The following is a 19759-nucleotide window of genomic DNA, read 5'->3' on the forward strand; positions in this document are numbered from 1 at the left end:
GGCTCGGGGCGGGTACGGCCGCCGGGGCCGGGGCCGGAAGGGCGGGCCTGATGCGCAGGGTGCTGGTGCCGGGTCCGCCCGGACCCCCGCGCAGCCGGGCCAGCAGCGCCGCCCGGGACGGGACGGGAGGGGCCGGCGGGACGGACGGGTCGGGAGCGCGGGACAGGTCGGACGGGTCCGGCGGGTGGGGCGGATGGGCGGGGCAGGCAGCGGGCGGATGCTTCTGCATGGCACGACAGTGCGTTGCGGGCCGGGCGTCCCGGTAGCCGTGCCGGCGACGGCCCTGTTGAAAATCCCGCGCGGTTGAAGCTCTGAACGGATGTACGACGGGAGGTCCCGCGTCCCGCTACGTTCCCGCCGCCACCCGCTCCAGCAGCGGCCGTACGACCCCGCTGGCGCGGACCGCCCGCAACCGGCCCCGCATCCGGCGCAGCGCGTCGGTCACCCGGGCCGATTCCAGTTGCGGTACGGCGTCCAGTACCTCGTGCCAGGCGGCGCAGGCCCGCTCCAGATGCCCTTGACCCAGGTGGAGTTCGGCGAGCCGGGCCGCCGTGACGGCCCGCGCCCGGCGCTCCGCCTCCGGCCGGTGGCGGAGCGAGGCGCCGAGCGCGGCGATGGCGCCCCGGCCGTCACCCAGGGCGGCCAGCGCCTCCGCCTCCTGGTGGCACAGCGCGGCCTGGTGGTAGTCGCCGATCGGCGCGCTCTGCCCCTGCGAGCGCTCCAACAGCCGCCGTGCGCCCGCCAGATGGGAGATCGCGGCCCGCCGGTCCCCGCAGCCGGCCTCTGCCACCGCCAACTGACCCGTGACGAAGGCCGCTTGGAGCGTCGGCAGCCGGCCCACCTCCCGCGCGGCCGCCTGGGCGAGCTCCAGCGCCTGGGTGCGGTGACCGAGGTGGTGGGCCTGCACGCTCATCGCCCGCAGCACGGGCGCGTGGCACTGCGGATCGCCCGCTTCCCGGCCCAGCCGCAGCGCCGCCCGGTAGTAGGCCTGGGCCACCCCGTGCTGGTTGCTGTCGAAGCAAAGGAACCCGGCGGTGTAGGCCAGCCGGGAGGTGGCGCCCAGCAGCCGGTGGCGTACGGAGGGCGGCGCGTCGGCGCGCAGCCAGGGGGCGACGGTGGTGGCGAGGTACGCGGTCAGGGCGGGCCGGGCGAGGCCGCTGCCGAACATCATGTCGGCGTTGCGGAAGACCGGGAGCACCGCCTCGGCGGCCCGTACGTGGTCCTGGCCTATCCGTATCCCGGTGCGCGCGCCCTTCGCCTCCGGAGCGGCGTGCTGCCCCTGCGGCGGGCGCCAGGCCGAGGAGTACACGGGGATCTCGCCGAACGCTCCGACGCCGAAGTCCGCGCCGCAGTCCGGTGGTTGCGCGCCCAACGCGGGGACGGGCGCGGTACCGCCCGCGGAGCGTTCCCGCCCCCGCGGCGCCGCCGACGGCCGGGCGAGCCCGGTGTCGGCGGCGTCGATCCGGCGCCGGGTGCGCCGGCTCAGGGCCTCGGCGGCGAGGGCGACGACGTGCGCGGGCGGCTTGGTGCCCGCGAGCCAGTGGGAGACGGAGGTCCGGTCGTAGCTCAGGGTGAGGCCGGCCTCGGCTGCGACGCCGTTGACGGCCCGTGCGAAGTCCTGCCCGCTCCAGCGGGCTTCGGTGAGGAGGGTGCGGAGTCGTCCGTTGGGGTCACGCTTCGCCATCCAGAACCGCCCAACTCGTACGTGTGTCCCGCGTTTCAACACGGTCGGAGATTCAACAGGGTGGGGCAGGGGCCCGTGTACCCGGTGGGGCCGCCCTGCCCCTAACTAAGACGTGTGCACACGGTGGCCCCCGGTCACACCGGGTGTCCGTGGCGTGCGGGAGCACGGCGGATCACGCACAAGCGGGGCCACTCCTTCCGATCGACCCCCCACACGACGAACGCGACCGTCACCGACGCCGCATCCGGAGCCAGGAAGACCGGCCGACCCAGGAAGACCGACCGAGAGGACGTTCCGTCATGTCTGTCGACCCGACGACCGAAACCAGCGCCGCCGCACCGCAGACCCGCTCCGCCCGCCAGAGCCTCAGTACCGACGCGGCGCGGAACCTGGCCACCACCACCAAGTCCGCCCCGCAGATGCAGGGCATCAGCTCCCGCTGGCTGCTGAAGATCCTGCCGTGGGTCCAGACCAGCGGCGGCACGTACCGGGTCAACCGCACGGTCAGCTACACCCTCGGCGACGGGCGCATCAGCTTCGTCAAGACGGGATCCGAACTGCGGGTCATCCCGCCCATGCTGCGCGAGCTCGGCATGCTGCGGCACTTCCCCGACGACGCCGTCGTCAAGTCGATCGCGGACCGGTTCGTCAAGGAGGAGTTCCGCAAGGGGGACGTGATCGTCCGCCGCGGCGAGCCCGTCGACAAGATCTACCTGATCGCCCACGGCCGCATCGAGCGGCTCGGAGAGAGCGCGTACGGGGAGGAGGCGAGCCTCGGCGTCCTCAGCGACGGCGACCACTTCGGCCACCACCCGCTGCCGGACGCCCGCTGGGAGTTCACCGCCCGGGCCCAGACCGACGTGGTGACCATGACGTACAACCGCGGCAACTGGGACGAGGCGCTGACCCGCTCCCCCGCCCTGCGCCGGCATGCCGAGGCCTACCTGGAGGCGGAGCGGGTCGGCCGCAAGGGCAGCGAGGCCGTGGACCTGTCGGCCGGCCACACCGGGGAGGTCATGCTGCCCGGCACGTACGTCGACTACGACCTGAGCCCCCGCGAGTACGAGCTGAGCGTCGCCCAGACCGTGCTGCGCGTCCACACCCGCGTGGCCGACCTCTACAACCAGCCGATGAACCAGTCGGAGCAGCAGCTGCGCCTGACCATCGAGGCCCTCCGGGAGCGCCAGGAGAGCGAGCTCGTCAACCACCCGGAGTTCGGGCTGCTGCACAACGCCGAGTACGAGCAGCGGCTCTACGCCCGCACCGGCCCGCCCACCCCCGACGACATGGACGACCTGCTCAGCCGGCGGCGCGGCTCCCAGTACTTCCTCGCGCACCCGCGCACGATCGCCGCGTTCGGCCGCGAGTGCAGCCGGCGCGGCCTGTACCCGGCCTCCGTGGAGTTCCAGGGGCACATGATGCCCGCCTGGCGGGGGGTGCCGCTGCTGCCCTGCAACAAGATCCCGATCACGAAGGAGCGGACCAGCTCGATCCTGGTCATGCGCACCGGCGAGGACAACGAGGGGGTCATCGGACTGCACCAGCTGGGCCTGCCGGACGAGTACCAGCCGGGGCTGTCCGTCCGCTTCATGAGCATCAACGAGCAGGCGATCGTCTCCTACCTGGTCACCGCCTACTACTCGGCGGCGATCCTGGTTCCCGACGCCGTCGGGGTGCTGGAGAACGTAGAGATCTCGCGCTTCGAGGACTGAGGGCGGCCGCCGGATGAGCAGCAGCACAGGGAGCGCGCAGCCCTTCGAACTGCCCGAGTTCTACGTCCCGCACCCCGCCCGCCTCAACCCCCACCTGGCCCGCGCCCGTGCCCACGCCCTCGACTGGGCCCGCGGCATGGGCATGCTGGAGGGCTCCGGTGTCTGGGACCAGGCCGACCTGGAAGCCCACGACTACGCGCTGCTGTGCGCCTACACCCATCCCGAATGCGATGCCCCGATGCTCTCGCTGGTCACCGACTGGTACGTGTGGGTGTTCTTCTTCGACGACTGGTTCCTGGAGTTCTTCAAGCGGCGCGGCGACCGGGAGGGCGGGCGCACCGCGCTGGACCGCCTGGCCCTGTTCATGCCCGAAGCCGCGCCCGCGCGCGGGGTGGAGGCGGGCCGTCCCGAGCCCGGCAACCCGGTGGAGGCGGGGCTCGCCGACCTGTGGGCCCGTACCGTCCCCGGGCATTCGCCGGACTGGATCGCCCGTTTCTCGCTCAGCACCCGCAATCTCCTCGTGGAGTCCCTGTGGGAGCTCGACAACATCAGCATCGGCCGGGTCGCGAATCCGGTCGAGTACGTGGAACAGCGCCGCAAGGTCGGCGGAGCGCCCTGGTCGGCGGGGCTCATCGAGCACGCGGTGGGCGCCGAGGTGCCGGCCGCCGTCTCCGGGGAGCGGCCGCTGCGCGTGCTGCGCGACTGTTTCGCGGACTCGGTGCACTTCCGCAACGACCTGTTCTCGTACGAGCGCGAGGTCGGCCGGGAGGGCGAACTCAGCAACGGGGTGCTGGTGCTGGAGACGTTCTTCGGGTGCACCACCCAGGAGGCGGCCGACCAGCTGAACCGGCTGCTGACCTCGCGGCTCCAGCAGTTCGAGCACACCTTCTTCGCCGAACTGCCCCCCATGTTCGTACGGACCGGGCTGACCCCGGAGCAGGTCCTCGCCGTGCTCACGTACGCGCGCGGACTCCAGGACTGGCAGTCCGGCGGCCACGAGTGGCACCTGCGCTCCAGCCGCTACATGAACCGGCGGGCCGGGCTGCCCTCCGGACCCCCGGGGCTGGGCAGCGCGGCCTCCGGCCTCAAGGCGCTGCTGGGGATCACCGGCGGCGCGGACCGGCGCCGGCGGCACACCCGCTCCCCGCGCCCGGTGGGCCCGTCGGTGATCCCGGACTTCCACCTGCCGTATGCGACGCGGCTCAACCCGCACCTGGAGGGCGCCCGCGGGCGGCTGGTGGAGTGGAACCGTGCGATGGGGATGTTCGACGAGGGTCTGTGGTGGGAGGAGAAGGCCGTCGACTTCGACTTCGCGCTGTGCTCGGCGGGCATCGACCCGGGGGCGTCGGCCGAGGACCTGGACGTCAGCGCGGCCTGGCTGAGCTGGGGCACGTACGCGGACGACCTCTATCCGCTCCGCTTCGGCGCCACCCGCGACCTGGCCGGGGCCAGGGCCCAGGACGCCCGGCTGCGCGCGCTCATGCCGCCGGAGCCCGAGGCGCCCACCCCCGCCCCGGTGAACGCGGTGGAACGGGGGCTCGCCGACGTCTGGCTGCGCACCATCACCCCGATGGCCCCGGCCGGGCGGCGCATGTTCCGGGCGGCGATGGACTCGGTGCTCGACGGCTGGCTGTGGGAGGTGGAGAACCAGGCGGCCCACCGGGTGCCCGACCCGGTGGACTACCTGGAGATGCGCCGGGTGACCTTCGGCTCCCCCATGACGGCCTCGCTGGCCCGGATGGCGCACATGGACGTCGTACCGGAGGCCGTGTACGGAAGCGCGGCGCTGCAGTCGCTGGAGGCGGCCGCCTTCGACTACTCGGGGATGATGAACGACGTGTACTCGTACCAGAAGGAGGTGGAGTACGAGGGCGAGCTGCTCAACATGCTGGTCGTCACGGAGACCTTCTTCGGCTGCGACTACCCGACGGCGCTCGGGGTCGTGAACGACCTGATGACCTCGCGGATGAAGCAGTTCGAGCACGTGCTGGGACACGAGTTCCCCGCGATGTACCGGGACTTCGGGCTGGACGCGGCGGCGCGGGCGGCGATGGACCGGTACGCGGACGAGCTCAAGCAGTGGATGGCCGGGATCGCCACCTGGCACGCGCGGACCCGGCGCTACCGGGAGGAGGACCTGGAACGGCACCACGCGCGGCGGACGGAGGCGGTGGTGGCCGCCGTGCCCGGCGCGCTGCCCCGGGCTCCGCACCGGGCCGGGTGGACGTGACGGCGCCCGCGGTCACGCGTGCAGGGCCCGTGCGTCCTCGGTGTGCCCCTCCGGTTCCAGCTGGAGGGTGGAGTGGGCCACGTCGAAGTGGTCGCCCACGCAGGCCTGGAGCCGGGCGAGCAGCTTCCCGTGGTCCTCTCCGCGCAGGGTCTCGGCGGCGACCACGACGTGCGCGGTGAGCACGGGCATGCCGGAGGTGACGGTCCAGGCGTGCAGGTCGTGCACGGCCAGTACGCCGGGCTCCTCCAGGAGGTGGCGCCGTACGTCGGCCAGGTCCATGTCCTGCGGGGTGGCCTCCAGCAGGACGTGGGCGGCCTCGCGCAGCAGTCCGAGCGCGCGCGGGACGATGAGCAGGCCGATGACGAGGGAGGCGATGGGGTCGGCGGCCTCCCATCCGGTGAGCATGATGACCAGGCCGCCGATGATGACGGCGACGGAGCCGAGGGCGTCGCCGAGCACCTCCAGGTAGACGCCGCGCAGGTTGAGGCTGTGCTCCTTGGCGTCGCGCAGCAGCCACAGGCCGACGCCGTTGGCGGCCAGGCCCAGCACGGCGACGCCGAACATCAGCCCGCCCTTGACCTCGACGGGTTCGCTGAAGCGGCGGATGGCCGTGTAGAGGACCCAGACGAAGATGCCGAGGAGGAGCAGGGCGTTCAGGACGGCCGAGAAGATCTCGACCCGGTAGAAGCCGAAGGTGCGGCGGGGGGTCGGGGCGCGCTGGGCGAGGGTGACCGCGCCGAGCGCGAGGGAGACCCCGACGGCGTCGGTGAGGCTGTGCGCGGCGTCGGCGAGGAGGGCGAGGCTGCCGGAGAGCAGGGAGCCGACGACCTGGATCAGGGTGATCGAGGCGCTGATGGCGATGGTCCAGAGCAGGCGGGCGCGGAACGTCCCGCTGACGGTCCCGGCCGCCGCCGAGGGAGCTCCGTGATCATGGCCCATGATCGCCATCCGAGCACAGGGCGGCCGCTCCCGCCCGCCGCGCTCCCCCACCTGGGCGAATGGACAAAAGCACGTCGCGTGTACAACTTATTCGGAATCAGACATTCCCCTGGCCTTCCGGCAGAACTGGCGCATAATCATCGCTACGCGGCCCGAAAGAACCCTTGGTCGCGCATGGGACACGCATGCAATGGGGGGCATCGTGCCGATGAGGGATCCGGGCCGGGCCGGCACGCTGCCGGCGACATCCGACGAGCTGTCGCGGCTGCTGACCGCCGTCCGGCGGGGGCGGGTGCTCACGGTCACGGGGCGGTTCCGGGAGCCGCGGAGCCGGCTGGTGCGGGAGATCGCCGCGCGGCTGGCGTCCAACTTCTGCGACGGCGCGGCCGTCGTCACGATGGGCCGGCCCTTCGGCGTGCGCGAGCTGACGGCCGCGCTGGGCTGCGTACCGGGCATGCCGTTCCTGCCGTACGGGACGACGGACCCCGTCTCGTGGCTCGCCGAGCGGGACATGCTCCTCGTCCTGGACGGCACCGAGCACCTCGCGCCGGAGGCGCTGGCCTGGCTGCGGCGCCTGCTCACGGCGGCCCCGGGGCTGCGCATCCTGGCCGCGGGCCGTTCCCCGTTGTCCTTCGAGTCGGAACGCGTCCACAGGCTCTGACCGGGGACCGGCGCGCGAGCGGTCCCGTCAGCCCCGGTACGTGCGCAGGATCCGCTTCAGCAGGGGCGTCCCCGAGGCCGGGGCAGCGGGGACGGCCGCCGGGCGGCGGGCCTGGAGCTCGGACCAGACGGCGTCCGGGCAGCGGCCCTGCGGGCGGGACTTGAGGAACCCGCGGTAGGGCACCACGCGGGGCTCGCGGCCGATCTCCACCCAGTGGGAGCGGCCCGAGTACTCGTCCCAGCCGTGGTTCGGGATCCGGATGTGGTCGCGCCGGCCGTCCTTGTCCTTGCTGGTGATCTGGGCGACCCGGGCCGTGCCCGAGCCGGTCTCCAGCACCACGCAGTAGTGCCGCAGCTGCTGCCCGGGGTCCTCGCGCAGCGGCACCATGGCCAGCCAGACCTCGCCCGGCCGGGGGCGCGCGCGGATCGCCCTGGCCGCGACGGCGGCGAGCACGGCGGCCACCCGGGCGAGGAACGTGTTCTTGCGACGTGCCACCCGAACTCCCCCTCAGATCCCCGGCGGCACGCTAACGCACCCGCCACAGGGGCGCCAGGGCACCGCCGGCGTCACCGGCGCGGTTCGGCCCCCCGCTTCCACTCCTCCACCGGCAGCCCGAGGATCACCTCGTCGACGAAGGCGCCCGCCACCCAGGCGGAGCGCCGGAGGGTGCCCTCCAGGGTGAAGCCCGCACGGGTCGCGGCGCTGATCATGGCGGCGTTGTCGGCGAGGGTCTCCACCTGGAGCCGGTGCAGCCCGCGCACGGTGAACCCGTAGTGGCACAGCAGCTGCACGACCTCCGCGCCCAGGCCGCGGCCGCGGGAGCCGGGCAGCAGGGAGATCCCCAGGTGGCCGCTCCGGTTGTGGGTGTCGATGCCCCACAGCGCTGCGTCGCCCGCCAGCGACCCGGATCCGGCCTCGACCACCGAGAAGAACGACGCGGTCTCGGACGGGGCGGAGGGCTCGTACGGGGAGTGGCCGGTGCTCGGGGTTATCGGACGCCACGGCCCGGCTTCGGCGCGCGACCGCGTCGCCACGTCCTCGTACAGCCCGGCGTGGAGCACGGCTACGTCATCGGCGTGCCGGGCGCGCAGCCCGGCGAGGGTTCCCTGGATCACGGGAGCTTCCTAGCCGTCGCCGGGGGCGCCCCGCAACCGGGTTTCCGGCGCGTGGAGGCGGCGGGTACGGGTCCGCCCCGGTCGGCTGCTGCCGACCGGGGCGGAATCGATCAGGACGACCGGACCTCAGGCGAGGGTCGCGATCGCCTGGTTGAAGGTCGCGGACGGCCGCATGACCGCCGAGGCCTTCGCGGCGTCGGGCTGGTAGTACCCGCCGATGTCGGCCGGGGAGCCCTGGACGGCGATGAGCTCGCCGACGATGGTCTGCTCCTGCTCGCCCAGCGTCTTGGCGAGCGCCTCGAACGCGGTGGCCAGCTCGGCGTCGTCGGTCTGCTTGGCCAGCTCCTGCGCCCAGTACAGGGCGAGGTAGAAGTGGCTGCCGCGGTTGTCGATGCCGCCCAGCTTGCGGCTCGGCGACTTGTCCTCGTTGAGGAAGGTGCCGGTCGCGCGGTCCAGGGTGTCGGCCAGCACCTGGGCGCGGGCGTTGCCGGTGGTGGTCGCGAGGTGCTCGAAGGAGACGGCCAGCGCGAGGAACTCACCGAGGGAGTCCCAGCGCAGGTAGTTCTCCTTGACCAGCTGCTGGACGTGCTTCGGGGCGGAGCCGCCGGCGCCGGTCTCGAAGAGGCCGCCGCCGTTCATGAGCGGGACGACCGACAGCATCTTGGCGCTGGTGCCCAGCTCCAGGATCGGGAAGAGGTCGGTCAGGTAGTCGCGCAGCACGTTGCCGGTCACCGAGATGGTGTCCTCGCCGCGGCGGATGCGCTCCAGGGAGTACTTGGTGGCCTCGACCGGGGAGAGGATCTCGATGGTCAGGCCCTCGGTGTCGTGCTCGGCGAGGTACGTCTTGACCTTGGCGATCAGCTGCGCGTCGTGCGCGCGGCCCTCGTCGAGCCAGAAGACGGCCGGGACGCCGGTGGCGCGGGCGCGGGTGACGGCGAGCTTGACCCAGTCCTGGATCGGCGCGTCCTTGGTCTGGCAGGCGCGGAAGATGTCGCCCTTGGCGACCTGCTGCTCCAGGACGACCTTGCCCTCGGAGTCGACGACGCGGACGGTGCCCGCGGCGGCGATCTCGAAGGTCTTGTCGTGGCTGCCGTACTCCTCGGCCTTCTGGGCCATGAGGCCGACGTTCGGCACCGAGCCCATCGTGGACGGGTCGAAGGCGCCGTGCGCGCGGCAGTCGTCGATGACGACCTGGTAGACGCCCGCGTAGCTGCTGTCCGGCAGGACGGCCAGGGTGTCGGCCTCGTTGCCGTCCGGGCCCCACATGTGGCCGGAAGTGCGGATCATGGCCGGCATGGAGGCGTCGACGATGACGTCGGACGGGACGTGCAGGTTGGTGATGCCCTTGTCCGAGTCGACCATCGCGAGGGCCGGGCCCTCGGCGATCTCGGCGTCGAAGGAGGCCTTGATCGCGTCGGCGTCGGGCAGCGCGCCCAGGCCGTTCAGGATGGTGCCGAGGCCGTCGTTCGGGGACAGGCCGGCGGCGGCCAGGGTCTCGCCGTAGCGGGCGAAGGTCTTCGGGAAGAAGGCGCGGACCACGTGGCCGAAGATGATCGGGTCGGAGACCTTCATCATGGTGGCCTTGAGGTGCACGGAGAACAGGACGTCCTCGGCCTTGGCGCGCTCGATCTGGTCGTTCAGGAAGGTGCGCAGCGCGTCGACGTGCAGGACGGACGCGTCCACGACCTCGCCGGGCAGGACCGGTACGGACTCGCGCAGGACGGTGGCGGTGCCGTCGGCGGCGACGTGCTCGATGCGGAGCGTGCCGGCCTCGGTGACGACCGCGGACTTCTCGGTGGAGCGGAAGTCCTCGGCGCCCATGGTGGCGACGTTCGTCTTCGACTCGGAGGTCCAGGCGCCCATGCGGTGCGGGTGGGCCTTGGCGTAGTTCTTGACCGAGGCGGGGGCGCGGCGGTCGGAGTTGCCCTCGCGCAGGACCGGGTTGACGGCGCTGCCCTTGACCTTGTCGTAGCGGGCGCGGATCTCGCGCTCCTCGTCGGTCTTCGGGTCGTCCGGGTAGTCCGGGAGCGCGTAACCCTGGCCCTGGAGCTCGGCGACCGCGGCCTTCAGCTGCGGGATCGAGGCCGAGATGTTGGGCAGCTTGATGATGTTCGCTTCCGGCGTCTTCGCCAGCTCGCCGAGCTCGGCGAGGGCGTCGGCGATGCGCTGGCCCTCCTCCAGGTGCTCGGGGAAGCTGGCGATGATCCGACCGGCCAGGGAGATGTCACGGGTCTCGACATTCACACCGGCCGTCGACGCGTAGGCCTGGATCACAGGCAGGAAGGAATACGTCGCGAGGGCCGGGGCCTCGTCAGTGTGCGTGTAGATGATGGTCGAGTCAGTCACCGGATGCTCCGCTCCACAGTCTGCGTCTCTCGTCTGCAACATTGCTCGACATCAAGATATCTCGTGATCGGACCGGTCCGGACAGCCCCCTGCCCGAGTCCCGGGGAGACGCGCGTCACCCTCGGCCGGCCGGGGCCCCGCCGGGCCGCGGAAACGGCGAGAGCGCCGCCCGGCGGCTGTTTCCAGCCAGGGGGCGGCGCTCAGGCGATCAGGCGATCAGGCGTGCCGGCCTGCTCAGGCGTGGACGGCCTTCGGGTTCGGGCCGTACTCGTTCGGCTGCGCCTGACCCTCGGTCGCCATGAGGACGATGAGCCAGATGCCGCCGATCAGCGGAACGAGGCCGATGAACAGCCACCAGCCGGACTTGCCGGTGTCGTGCAGGCGGCGGATGGCGACCGCGAGGCTCGGGAGGAGGACCGCGAGGGCGTAGATGCCGTAGAGCAGCGGGTACGTGCCGAGCGCACCGTCGACGACGGCGAGGATGATCGCGGCGGCCATGTTGAACAGGAAGAACATCCAGTACTCCTGGCGGCGGGCGCGGCCGGAGAAGACGGTGTACTTCTTCAGGACGTCGGTGTAGTAGTTCATGAGTCCCCCCTGAGGACGGTTCGTCGGCCCGTCCTGCTGGAGCAAGCCGAGGCAGAACTTATGCCCCGCTTATGTGGCGGTCAAGCCAGTTCACAACACGCCGGAATCACCGCTTTTCACGAGTTCGCGGACCAAAATCACCGGCCCCGAGGGCCACTTGGAACCCACTGGTCTTGCGGTGTCACACGGGGTGACGAAACAGGGGCGTTAGGGACCGATTCGTGATGCGCGAGGGCCTCGTGAGCTGCCCGGCGGCAACCCCCGTACTCCCCCACCCCCGGCGGAGCGCGCCCATCCGGCCCCACATCGTTACGGCTCCGCGACCCTGTCAGCCGCTGTCACGTACGCGAACGGCGTCCCGCGCCGGACCCCGGGGCCGCGCGGGACGCCGTGAACTCACCCTGAATTCACTCTGAACTCACTGCGAACCCACCGGCCGTTCAGCCGATGTGGAACGAGTCCCCGTAGACCTTCCAGTCGAGCGGGGTGTTGAGGTTCAGGTTGCCCTTCTTGAGGAAGACCCGCTGCGCGGTGTCGACACGGCTCGTGTCGCTGTGCGCCTCCTCCTGCTTCATCGCCCAGACCCGGGCGTCGAGGAAGGCGTTCAGCCAGGTGGTCTCGTTCCCGCCCTGGGCCGGGGGCTTGGCCTTGGACAGGGCCCGCTTGCGGATGTTGCGGAAGCTGGTGGAGTCGCCGCCGTCGCCGTGCATGACGATGGCGTCGTAGTACATGAACTGGCCGAGCGCGCCGACCCCGTCGGACTTGCCCTGATTGACGGCGGGGTTGAAGTAGACCCGGTCGCGCTCGTGGTCCTGGGCCTTCTTGAACTCGGTGTCCTGCGCCGCCTTCGCCCAGTCCTTGGTGAAGTTCGGGTCGAGTCCGCTGTGCGAGTCCGTGCCGTCGACCTTCCGCAGGGCCGGGAGGTACTTGGCCAGCACGTTGCCCGGCTTGACGTCGGTGTAGTACTCGACGAGGTCGAGCATGTCGCCGGTGCCGGAACAGAAGCCGATGATCCCGGCCGTGTAACCGCGGCCGTCGTCTATGTCCTCGATGTACTTGTACTGCGCCTTCCAGTCCAGCGAGGAGTTCTCCGCGCTGGAGACGATCTGCATGGCGATGTCCTTCTTCGCCGGGTCGTCGAGGCCGACGGCCTTCGCCGATGCCGCGGCGGGGGACGCGGATGCGGGCGCGGACGCGGGCGCCGCCGTCGCGTGGGCGGTCACCGGTACGGCGAGGAGCGCGCCGCCGAGGAGGGCGCTGATGGCGATTTTCTTGCGGTGGGGGGCGAACACAAGTCCTCCATGGGGAAGTTGAGGCTTGAGCGACTTCGTTAGGAAACTTTACTACCAGAGGTCGGGACAGCTCAATACCCGTGCACGCCATGTGCGTTGTGGGACCGCCCTGGGTCAGAGCCAGCCGTTGCGGCGGAAGCCGCGGTGGATGACGAAGCAGGCGAGGGCCATCACGGCGACCACGATCGGGTAGCCGTACGTCCAGTGCAGCTCGGGCATGTTGTCGAAGTTCATGCCGTAGACCCCGCAGACCATGGTGGGCACGGCGACGATGGCCGCCCACGCCGTGATCTTGCGCATGTCCTCGTTCTGCGCGACGGTCACCTGCGCGAGGTGTGCCTGGAGGATGGAATCGAGCAGCGCGTCGTAGGCGTTGATCTGGTCGGTGGCCCGGGTCAGGTGGTCGGAGACGTCCCGGAAGTACGCGCGGACCTCCGCCGGGATCACCGGTATCGGCTGCGTGGCCAGGTGCTGGAGCGGGCGGCTCAGCGGGGCCACCGCCCGGCGCAGCTCCAGCAGTTCGCGCTTGAGCTGGTAGATCCGGCCCGCGTCGCCCCGGCCGCCGTACTCGCTGAACACCGCGGTCTCGACGGCGTCGATGTCGTTCTGCACCGCGTCCGTGACGGCCACGTAGTCGTCGACGACGTGGTCGGCGATGGCGTGCAGAACCGAGGCCGGCCCCTTGGCCAGTTGGTCCGGCGCCGCTTCCAGGCTCTCGCGGACGGGGCCCAGCGTGCCGTGGCCGCCGTGCCGGATGGTGATGACGAAGTCGTCGCCGGTGAAGGCCATCAGCTCGCCGGTCTCCACGACCTCGCTCGTCGCGGTGAGCTCCTCGTGCTCCACGTAGCGCACGGTCTTGAAGACGGAGAAGAGCGTGTCGTCGAACCGCTCCACCTTGGGGCGCTGGTGCGCGGTCACCGCGTCCTCGACGGCGAGCGGGTGCAGGCCGAACAGCTCGGCGAGCCCGGCGAGCTCCTCCCTCGTCGGTTCGTGGAGGCCGATCCAGACGAACCCGTCGCCCGTCTTGCGGACCCGCCGCAGCGCCTCCTCCACCTCGGCGCAGCCGTCCTGCCGCGCGCCGTCGACGTAGACGACGCAGTTGACCACCGCGCTGCCGAGCGGGGAACGGGACGGGTGGCTGAGGTCGACGGCCCGCCGGTAGCCGCGACGCACGGCCCGGCGCAGGTTGCTGAACATGGACAACGGGGTACTTCCCTTCGGCGGATCAGCGGCCAGTCTGCCACCGCCTCCCTACCGGCCCCGTCAGACCCTGTCGATGAACACGCTCGTCGACTTCACCCGGGCCACGGCCCGCGCGCCGACCTCCAGGCCGAGCTCCTCCACGGCCTCCCGGGTCAGGAGCGACACGATGCGGTGCGGGCCGGCCTGGATCTCGACCTGGGCGTCGACCGTGCCGAGCTTCACGGCGGTGACGATGCCGGGGAAGGCGTTGCGCGCCGAGGTGTAGGGGACGTCCTCGCCCTCGGCGGCCTCCTGGGCGGCCTGTACGCAGAACGCGGCCAGGTCCGGCCCGTCCACCATCCGCCGCGTGCCCTCGCGGCGGGTGGGGAACCGCTCGGCGTCGGCCCAGCGCCGGGCCGTGTCGACGCTCACGCCGAGCAGCCGGGCGGCCTGGCCGATCGTGTAGGACTCCATACCCGCAGCTTAGGGGGTGTTCGCGGGGATCAGACCCGACCCCGGCCCGCCGGATGCCTGGTTCCGTCCGGGTGCCGGGTTCCGTCCGGGCGGGGGCTCCCGTCCTGACGGAGCGTCCCGTCCTGGCGGAGGGCCCCGGCCGCCGCGGCCGCGACCACCTCCGCCACCGTCGACAGCGCCGGGGAGTCGAGTTTCCACTGCTGCCAGTACAGCGGCACGTCCAACGGCCGCCGCGGCACCAGCAGCTCCAGCCTGCCCGCGCGCAGCAGCGGCTCCGAATGGGGCTCCGGCACCAGTCCCCAGCCCAGCCCGGCGGCCACCGCGTCGCGGAATCCCTCCGAGGTCGGTACGTGGTGGCGCAGCGGCCCCGCCCCGGCTTCCTGATCGCCGGTCAGCGACCGTACGAACACGTCCTGGAGCTCGTCGCGCCGGTCGAAGACGATCACCGGGGCCTCCCGAAGCCCCTGTTCGAGGCCCCCGGCCAGGTACCGGGCCGCGAACCCGGGGCTCGCCACCGGCAGGTACCGCGCCAGCCCCAGCCCGCGTACGGTGCAGCCCGCCACCGGGTCCGGCGAGGAGGTGACCGCCGCCATCACCTGGCCCTCCCGCAGCAGGGCCGTCGTATGCCCCTCGTCCTCCCGGTGCAGTTCGAAGAAGACCGGCGGATCCTGCGGCACCCGCGTGAGCGCCGGCAGGAACCAGGTGGCGAGGGAGTCCGCGTTGACGGCGATCGGCAGCCGCACCGGGCCGCCCGACCCCTGCGCCATGCCGAGCTCGGCGCGCGCGTCCCGTTCCAGCCGGGCCAGCTGCCGGGCGAACCGGACCACCACCTGCCCGGACTCGGTCGCCCGTACCGGCTTCGTGCGCATCAGCAGCACCCGCCCGGTCCGCTGCTCCAGCGCCTTGACCCGCTGGCTCACGGCGGACGGGGTCACGTGCAGGGCCGCGGCCGCCGCGTCGAAGGTGCCCTCGTCGACCACGGCGAGCAGGGTCCGTACCTGATCCAGGGGTAGCTCGTCCATCACGAGCGCTAAGGGTACGTAAAAATCTTTAGCTGTACTGAAACCACGCCGCTGCCTACGGTCGACGACATGACACACGGCATCATCGCGGCGGCGCTCGCCGGCTTCGGCACCGGACTCTCCCTCATCGTCGCCATCGGCGCGCAGAACGCCTTCGTCCTGCGGCAGGGGGTGCGCCGGCACGCCGTCCTCGCCGTGGTCGCGATCTGCGCCGTCTCCGACGCGCTCCTCATCGCCCTCGGCGTCGCCGGGGTCGGCGCTTTCGTCACCGCCTGGCCGGCCGCGCTGACCGCGGTCGCCATCGCCGGCGGCACCTTCCTGATCGCTTACGGATTCCTCGCCGCCCGCCGGGTGCTGCGGCCCACCCCCGGCGCGGCCCTGGGCACCGAGGGGGCCACCGCCGGGTCCCGCCGCCGGGCCGTGCTGACCTGTCTGGCCATGACCTGGCTCAACCCGCACGTCTACTTGGACACCGTCCTGCTGCTCGGGTCCCTCGCCGCCGACCGCGGTGACCTGCGGTGGGCCTTCGGCATCGGGGCCGGGCTGGCCAGCCTGATCTGGTTCGGCACCCTCGGCTACGGCGCCCGGCTGCTGAGCGGCCTGCTGGCGCGCCCCTCGGCCTGGCGGGTGCTGGACGGGCTCGTCGCGGCGACCATGGTCACGATGGGCGGGATGCTCCTGGCCCGGGCCTGACCCGGCGAGCGCGGCGGGCCCGGGCGGGGTGCGGATCCGCCCCGTACGGTGGCACGACCAGACCCTGGGAGTCCGCGTTGCCCGACCGCCCGTCCGACCGCCCGTCCGACCGCCCGTCCGAGCGCCCGTCCGACCGCCTGCCCGCCCCGCAGTACGGCCGGCAGCCCGACGGGCCCTCCGGCGCCCCGTCGCCCGACGAGGTGCGCCTGTACTACGCCGCCCGGCCGTCCCCGCTCGTCGCCGCCACCGCGATCGTGCTGGACTCCGCCGGACGGGTCCTCGTACTGGCGCCCGCGCACCGGGCGGAGGCCGAACTTCCGGGCGGCACCGTCGAGGACACCGAAACCCCGGAGGAGGCGCTGACCCGGCAGCTGGAGACGGAACTGGGCCTGTCCGTACCGGTCGGCCGGCTGCTCGCCGTGGACGCGCGGCGCCCCGGCTCCCTCGGCCGCTCCCTCATCGCCCACGTCCACCTGGTCGGGCCGCTGTCGCCGAAGCGGGCCGGCGCGCTCTCCCTCCCGCACGGCGAGAGCTCCGCGGCCCGCTGGCTCACGCCGGAGGAGGCGTACGCGGTGCTGCCCGCCCGGCTCGCGCCCCGGCTGCGCGCCGCTCTGGCCGCCCTGTACGCCGGCTCTCTCGCGCACCTCGTCGACGGCGTGCCGCAGCCCGGGTCCCCGGCCGGTCTGGACCCGGAGCGGCGTACGGCCCTGGAACACGAGGGATCCTTCGACGCCGCGAGCCACCGGGCGTCCCGTCCCAAGGCGATCACCGCGGCCAGCGTGCTGTTCACCGACTCCGCGGGCCGGATCCTGCTGGTGGAGCCCGCGTACGGAAAGTCCGGGCGCTGGAACCTGCCGGGCGGCGGGATCGACAGCGACCTGGGCGAGACCCCGCGCGCCGCCGCCCGCCGGGAGGTGCGGGAGGAACTCGGACTCGACCTCGCACCGGGCCGGCTGCTCGGTGTCAACTGGGCCCACAAGCCCGGCTATCCCGCCCGCATCCGGTTCCTCTACGACGGCGGCGTACTGGACGCCGCCGCCCTCGCCCGGATCCGGCTCGCCCCCTTCGAGCTGCTGCGCTGGCGGACCGTGCCCGCCGGGGAGCTGCGCGGCCTGGTCAAACCCTCCCTGCGCCGCCAGATCGAGGCCTGCCTGCGCGCCCGCGGTGCGGGCACGGGCCCGCTGGAACTCCACGCCGGCCGCCCGGCCGACGCCCCGCGCAAGAAGAAGGGGAAACGGTAGGGGAAACGCACGCCGCACTGGTCCATCCGGACGGCGTCGTGGCGTGGCGCGCGGGCGACGGGGCCGTCTCACGCATCGTCGAAGCAGACAGTCCACGCACACGCGTACGCCCTCTCGCCAGCGAGAACGCGCGGAACCCATGGGGAGCCACACCATGTCCGCAGAGCCGACCCGTCCCGGTACCAGCACCACGTCCGCCGCCCCCGACACCGCGGCCCCGCCCGATCCGCGCCGGTGGTGGATCCTCGCCATCATCGGACTCGCCCAGCTCATGGTCGTCCTCGACGCCACCATCGTGAACATCGCCCTGCCCTCCGCCCAGGCCGACCTCGGGTTCTCCGACGACCAGCGGCAGTGGGTGGTGACCGCGTACGCGATCACCTTCGGCAGTCTGCTCCTGCTCGGCGGGAGGCTGGCCGACCTGTTCGGGCGGCGGCGGGCCTTCCTCATCGGCCAGATCGGCTTCGCCGCTGCCTCGGCGCTCGGCGGCGCCGCGGCCGGCTTCGGCGTCCTCGTCACGGCCCGCGCCCTCCAGGGCGTGTTCGCGGCGCTGCTGGCTCCGGCGGCGCTCTCGCTGCTGACCACCACGTTCTCCGCCCCCGCGGAACGCGCCAAGGCCTTCGGCGTGTTCGGGGCGCTCGCCGCGTCCGGGGGCGCCGTGGGGCTGCTGCTGGGCGGATTCCTCACCGAGCACCTCAGCTGGCGCTCGACCATGTACGTGAACCTGCTCTTCGCCACCTTCGCCGTCATCGGCGGTGTGCTGCTGCTCCAGCGTTCCGCGCCGACCACCCCTCCCCGGCTGGACCTGCCGGGTACGGTACTGGCGTCGTCCGGCCTGTTCTGCCTGGTCTACGGCCTCGCCAAGTCCGGCCCCCACGGCTGGCAGCCGCTGCAGGTCCTGGGCTGCCTCGCCGCCGGCGCCGTCCTGCTCGCCGCGTTCGTCTGGTGGCAGCGCCGGAGCGCCCACCCGCTGCTGCCGTTGCGGATCGTGCTCGACCGGGTCCGGGGCACGGCGCTGATGTCCGTGTTCATCACCGGGGTCGGCATGTTCGGGGTGTTCCTGTTCCTCACGTACTACTTTCAGCACGCCCGCGGATACAGCCCGGCCCAGACCGGCCTGGCCTTCATGCCGATGTCGGGCTGCACCATGATCGGCGCGATCGGCAGCAACACGGGGCTGCTGGGCAGGATCGGCGGGCGCCCGCGCATCGTGGCCGGCATGGTGCTGTCGGCGTGCGGCATGGCCTGGCTGGCGAACGTGACGGCGACCGGCCCGTACGTCCTCGACGTGCTGCCGGGCCAGGTGGCCACGGGGTTGGGCATGGGCCTGATCACGGCGGCCGCCATGAACCTCGGCACGGCCGGCATCGACCCGCGGGACGCGGGGGTCGGCTCCGCGACGGTCAACGCCATGCGGCAGACCGGCGGCTCCGTCGGCACGGCGCTCATGAGCGCCCTGGGCGCGGGAGCCGTCTCCCGCTCCCTGGCGGGCCGGCAGCCCACGCCGGAACTGCTGGCGCGGGCTGCCCTGGAGGGTTACCACACGGTCTTCACGGCATCGGCGGTGCTCTTCGCCGCCGGCGCGGTGCTGACCCTGTTCCTGCTTCCCGGCGGCCTGTCCATGGAGCGCACGCACGGCGCGCCCGGAGGCCGCCGCCCGTCAGCGCGGTGAGTGGCCGGCCGGGGACGCGGGGGCCGCCGGCTTGGCGGGGGCCGCGGGAGCGGCCGGCGAGGCGGGGGCCGACGGGGTCGCCGGGCCCGCTTCGCTGGACGGGCAGTTGGACAGCGTGCTGCGGACCCGGTCGCCCGTCGAGAAGTGCTTCACCCGGCAGGAGTTGGTCCCGATCCCGCCGTCGACCTGGCCGTAGCCCGGTCCGATGGTCAGAACGGTGTCGTTCAGGCCCCGGACCGTGTCGTTGCCGGGACCGCCCTGGACGATGCCCGCGGATTCCGCGCCCACCGACTTGGGCTCGATGACGTCGTTCTCGCTGCCGCCGAGGACCCGGCCGCCGAGGTCGACGTTGCCGGTGCGGATCAGGTCGCTGCCGTCGTTGCCGAAGACCTGGCCGCCGCCGCGCTCGTACTCGCCCGGCTGGCCCATGACGCTGCCCGTGGTGATCTTGTCGTCGCCGTGGTCGCCGTAGACGCTGGCCCCGTGGTCGGCCGTCCCCACGACGAGCGCGGTGATGATGGTGTCGTTGCCGAGGCCGCCGCGCACCGACGCGTTGCCGTTCTTCGGGGCGAGGTTGTTGACCTGGAGCGTGTCGTCGCCCTCGCCGCCGAGCACCTGGGAGTCGATCAGCATGCCCTTGACGCGGATGTTGTCGTTGCCGCCGCCGCCGTCGATGATGACGTTCTCGACGTCGTTCTCGCACAGGATCGTGTCGGCGCCCGCCGTGCCTCTGACCACCGTCAGACCGGACCTCACCTCGACACCGTTGAGGTAGCACCAGTAGGACGGCAGGGAGTGGGCGGCCTGTGCCGGGGCCGCGGCGATCGAGGCACTGGCGGCGATCACCGTCGCCAGGACGTACGTGGCGGTGCGAAGTTTGCGGCGCGTGCGCAGCATGAAGTCTCCCG

The 19759-nt window shown here is 72.5% G+C and carries 17 protein-coding genes and 1 pseudogene; 6 read left to right on the forward strand and 12 right to left on the reverse strand.

Annotated elements, in window-relative coordinates; genetic code table 11:
• Both ADK52_RS08620 and ADK52_RS08625 read right to left on the reverse strand, forming a co-directional pair.
• Positions 1 to 229, reverse strand: a pseudogene (locus ADK52_RS08620) (hypothetical protein); the annotation flags it as partial.
• A gap of 117 nt (positions 230 to 346) precedes the next feature.
• Positions 347 to 1684, reverse strand: a complete 1338-nt coding sequence (locus ADK52_RS08625) for a hypothetical protein (RefSeq protein WP_053689180.1) — start codon at positions 1682 to 1684, stop codon at positions 347 to 349.
• Positions 1685 to 1983: 299 nt separating this feature from the next.
• Here ADK52_RS08625 and ADK52_RS08630 point away from each other — a divergent pair, with 299 nt between their 5' ends.
• Entirely contained in the window at positions 1984 to 3396 is a 1413-nt protein-coding gene (locus tag ADK52_RS08630) for a family 2B encapsulin nanocompartment shell protein (RefSeq protein WP_053689181.1), read from the forward strand.
• A 13-nt stretch (positions 3397 to 3409) separates the two neighbouring features.
• On the forward strand, positions 3410 to 5626 hold the full coding sequence (locus tag ADK52_RS08635; RefSeq protein ID WP_063783797.1) for a terpene synthase family protein: 2217 nt from the start codon (positions 3410 to 3412) through the stop codon (positions 5624 to 5626).
• Positions 5627 to 5638: 12 nt separating this feature from the next.
• Here the strand turns inward: ADK52_RS08635 and ADK52_RS08640 are convergent, their stop codons facing one another.
• On the reverse strand, positions 5639 to 6574 hold the full coding sequence (locus tag ADK52_RS08640; RefSeq protein ID WP_053689182.1) for a cation diffusion facilitator family transporter: 936 nt from the start codon (positions 6572 to 6574) through the stop codon (positions 5639 to 5641).
• Between the two features lie 193 nt (positions 6575 to 6767).
• Here ADK52_RS08640 and ADK52_RS08645 point away from each other — a divergent pair, with 193 nt between their 5' ends.
• Positions 6768 to 7226 (forward strand): hypothetical protein, encoded by a 459-nt coding sequence (locus ADK52_RS08645; protein ID WP_159045881.1) that lies wholly within the window; start codon positions 6768 to 6770, stop codon positions 7224 to 7226.
• A 27-nt stretch (positions 7227 to 7253) separates the two neighbouring features.
• On the opposite strand, the gene ADK52_RS08650 is transcribed toward ADK52_RS08645, so the two are convergent.
• From ADK52_RS08650 to ADK52_RS08685, 8 genes are all read right to left on the reverse strand, one after another.
• A complete protein-coding gene (locus tag ADK52_RS08650; protein ID WP_053689184.1) occupies positions 7254 to 7721 on the reverse strand; it encodes a hypothetical protein in 468 nt (155 codons plus the stop codon).
• A gap of 71 nt (positions 7722 to 7792) precedes the next feature.
• On the reverse strand, positions 7793 to 8341 hold the full coding sequence (locus ADK52_RS08655) for a GNAT family N-acetyltransferase (protein WP_053689185.1): 549 nt from the start codon (positions 8339 to 8341) through the stop codon (positions 7793 to 7795).
• 126 nt (positions 8342 to 8467) lie between these two features.
• Positions 8468 to 10687, reverse strand: coding sequence for an NADP-dependent isocitrate dehydrogenase (locus ADK52_RS08660; RefSeq protein ID WP_053689186.1), 2220 nt, complete (start codon positions 10685 to 10687; stop codon positions 8468 to 8470).
• A gap of 234 nt (positions 10688 to 10921) precedes the next feature.
• Positions 10922 to 11275 (reverse strand): DUF805 domain-containing protein, encoded by a 354-nt coding sequence (locus ADK52_RS08665; protein ID WP_053689187.1) that lies wholly within the window; start codon positions 11273 to 11275, stop codon positions 10922 to 10924.
• Positions 11276 to 11715: 440 nt separating this feature from the next.
• Positions 11716 to 12498, reverse strand: coding sequence for a chitosanase (locus ADK52_RS08670; protein WP_053689255.1), 783 nt, complete (start codon positions 12496 to 12498; stop codon positions 11716 to 11718).
• A gap of 183 nt (positions 12499 to 12681) precedes the next feature.
• Positions 12682 to 13764 carry a magnesium/cobalt transporter CorA gene (corA, locus tag ADK52_RS08675; protein WP_053689188.1) on the reverse strand — a complete coding sequence of 361 codons (1083 nt, stop codon included), beginning with the start codon at positions 13762 to 13764 and terminating at the stop codon, positions 12682 to 12684.
• A 66-nt stretch (positions 13765 to 13830) separates the two neighbouring features.
• Positions 13831 to 14223: a TOBE domain-containing protein gene (locus ADK52_RS08680; protein ID WP_053689189.1), complete on the reverse strand. Its 393-nt coding sequence runs from the start codon at positions 14221 to 14223 to the stop codon at positions 13831 to 13833.
• 29 nt (positions 14224 to 14252) lie between these two features.
• Positions 14253 to 15245: a LysR family transcriptional regulator ArgP gene (locus ADK52_RS08685; RefSeq protein ID WP_078988142.1), complete on the reverse strand. Its 993-nt coding sequence runs from the start codon at positions 15243 to 15245 to the stop codon at positions 14253 to 14255.
• Positions 15246 to 15314: 69 nt separating this feature from the next.
• On the opposite strand from ADK52_RS08685, the gene ADK52_RS08690 reads away from it, so the two are divergent.
• From ADK52_RS08690 to ADK52_RS08700, 3 genes are all read left to right on the forward strand, one after another.
• Positions 15315 to 15938 (forward strand): LysE/ArgO family amino acid transporter, encoded by a 624-nt coding sequence (locus tag ADK52_RS08690; protein ID WP_053689190.1) that lies wholly within the window; start codon positions 15315 to 15317, stop codon positions 15936 to 15938.
• Between the two features lie 77 nt (positions 15939 to 16015).
• Positions 16016 to 17179, forward strand: coding sequence for an NUDIX hydrolase (locus ADK52_RS39710; protein ID WP_078988144.1), 1164 nt, complete (start codon positions 16016 to 16018; stop codon positions 17177 to 17179).
• Positions 17180 to 17333: 154 nt separating this feature from the next.
• The gene (locus ADK52_RS08700) at positions 17334 to 18851 is read left to right on the forward strand and encodes an MFS transporter (RefSeq protein ID WP_053689257.1); all 1518 of its coding nucleotides are present in this window, start codon (positions 17334 to 17336) and stop codon (positions 18849 to 18851) included.
• Here ADK52_RS08700 and ADK52_RS08705 read toward each other — a convergent pair.
• Positions 18840 to 19748, reverse strand: coding sequence for a hypothetical protein (locus ADK52_RS08705; protein WP_053689191.1), 909 nt, complete (start codon positions 19746 to 19748; stop codon positions 18840 to 18842). The two genes, ADK52_RS08700 and ADK52_RS08705, sit on opposite strands and share 12 nt — an antisense overlap.
• Positions 19749 to 19759: the final 11 nt, after the last annotated feature.

The sequence above is a fragment of the Streptomyces sp. WM6372 genome, from assembly GCF_001279655.1.
GTDB lineage: Bacteria > Actinomycetota > Actinomycetes > Streptomycetales > Streptomycetaceae > Streptomyces.

What these genes read in the sequence shown, in the direction of transcription:
- ADK52_RS08625 (WP_053689180.1), bottom strand. Translation starts at nt 1,684, where the DNA reads ATGGCGAAGCGTGACCCCAACGGACGACTCCGCACCCTCCTCACCGAA.
- ADK52_RS08630 (WP_053689181.1), top strand. Translation starts at nt 1,984, where the DNA reads ATGTCTGTCGACCCGACGACCGAAACCAGCGCCGCCGCACCGCAGACC.
- ADK52_RS08635 (WP_063783797.1), top strand. Translation starts at nt 3,410, where the DNA reads ATGAGCAGCAGCACAGGGAGCGCGCAGCCCTTCGAACTGCCCGAGTTC.
- ADK52_RS08640 (WP_053689182.1), bottom strand. Translation starts at nt 6,574, where the DNA reads ATGGCGATCATGGGCCATGATCACGGAGCTCCCTCGGCGGCGGCCGGG.
- ADK52_RS08665 (WP_053689187.1), bottom strand. Translation starts at nt 11,275, where the DNA reads ATGAACTACTACACCGACGTCCTGAAGAAGTACACCGTCTTCTCCGGC.
- corA (WP_053689188.1), bottom strand. Translation starts at nt 13,764, where the DNA reads ATGTTCAGCAACCTGCGCCGGGCCGTGCGTCGCGGCTACCGGCGGGCC.
- ADK52_RS08680 (WP_053689189.1), bottom strand. Translation starts at nt 14,223, where the DNA reads ATGGAGTCCTACACGATCGGCCAGGCCGCCCGGCTGCTCGGCGTGAGC.
- ADK52_RS08685 (WP_078988142.1), bottom strand. Translation starts at nt 15,245, where the DNA reads ATGGACGAGCTACCCCTGGATCAGGTACGGACCCTGCTCGCCGTGGTC.
- ADK52_RS08690 (WP_053689190.1), top strand. Translation starts at nt 15,315, where the DNA reads ATGACACACGGCATCATCGCGGCGGCGCTCGCCGGCTTCGGCACCGGA.
- ADK52_RS08700 (WP_053689257.1), top strand. Translation starts at nt 17,334, where the DNA reads ATGTCCGCAGAGCCGACCCGTCCCGGTACCAGCACCACGTCCGCCGCC.
- ADK52_RS08705 (WP_053689191.1), bottom strand. Translation starts at nt 19,748, where the DNA reads ATGCTGCGCACGCGCCGCAAACTTCGCACCGCCACGTACGTCCTGGCG.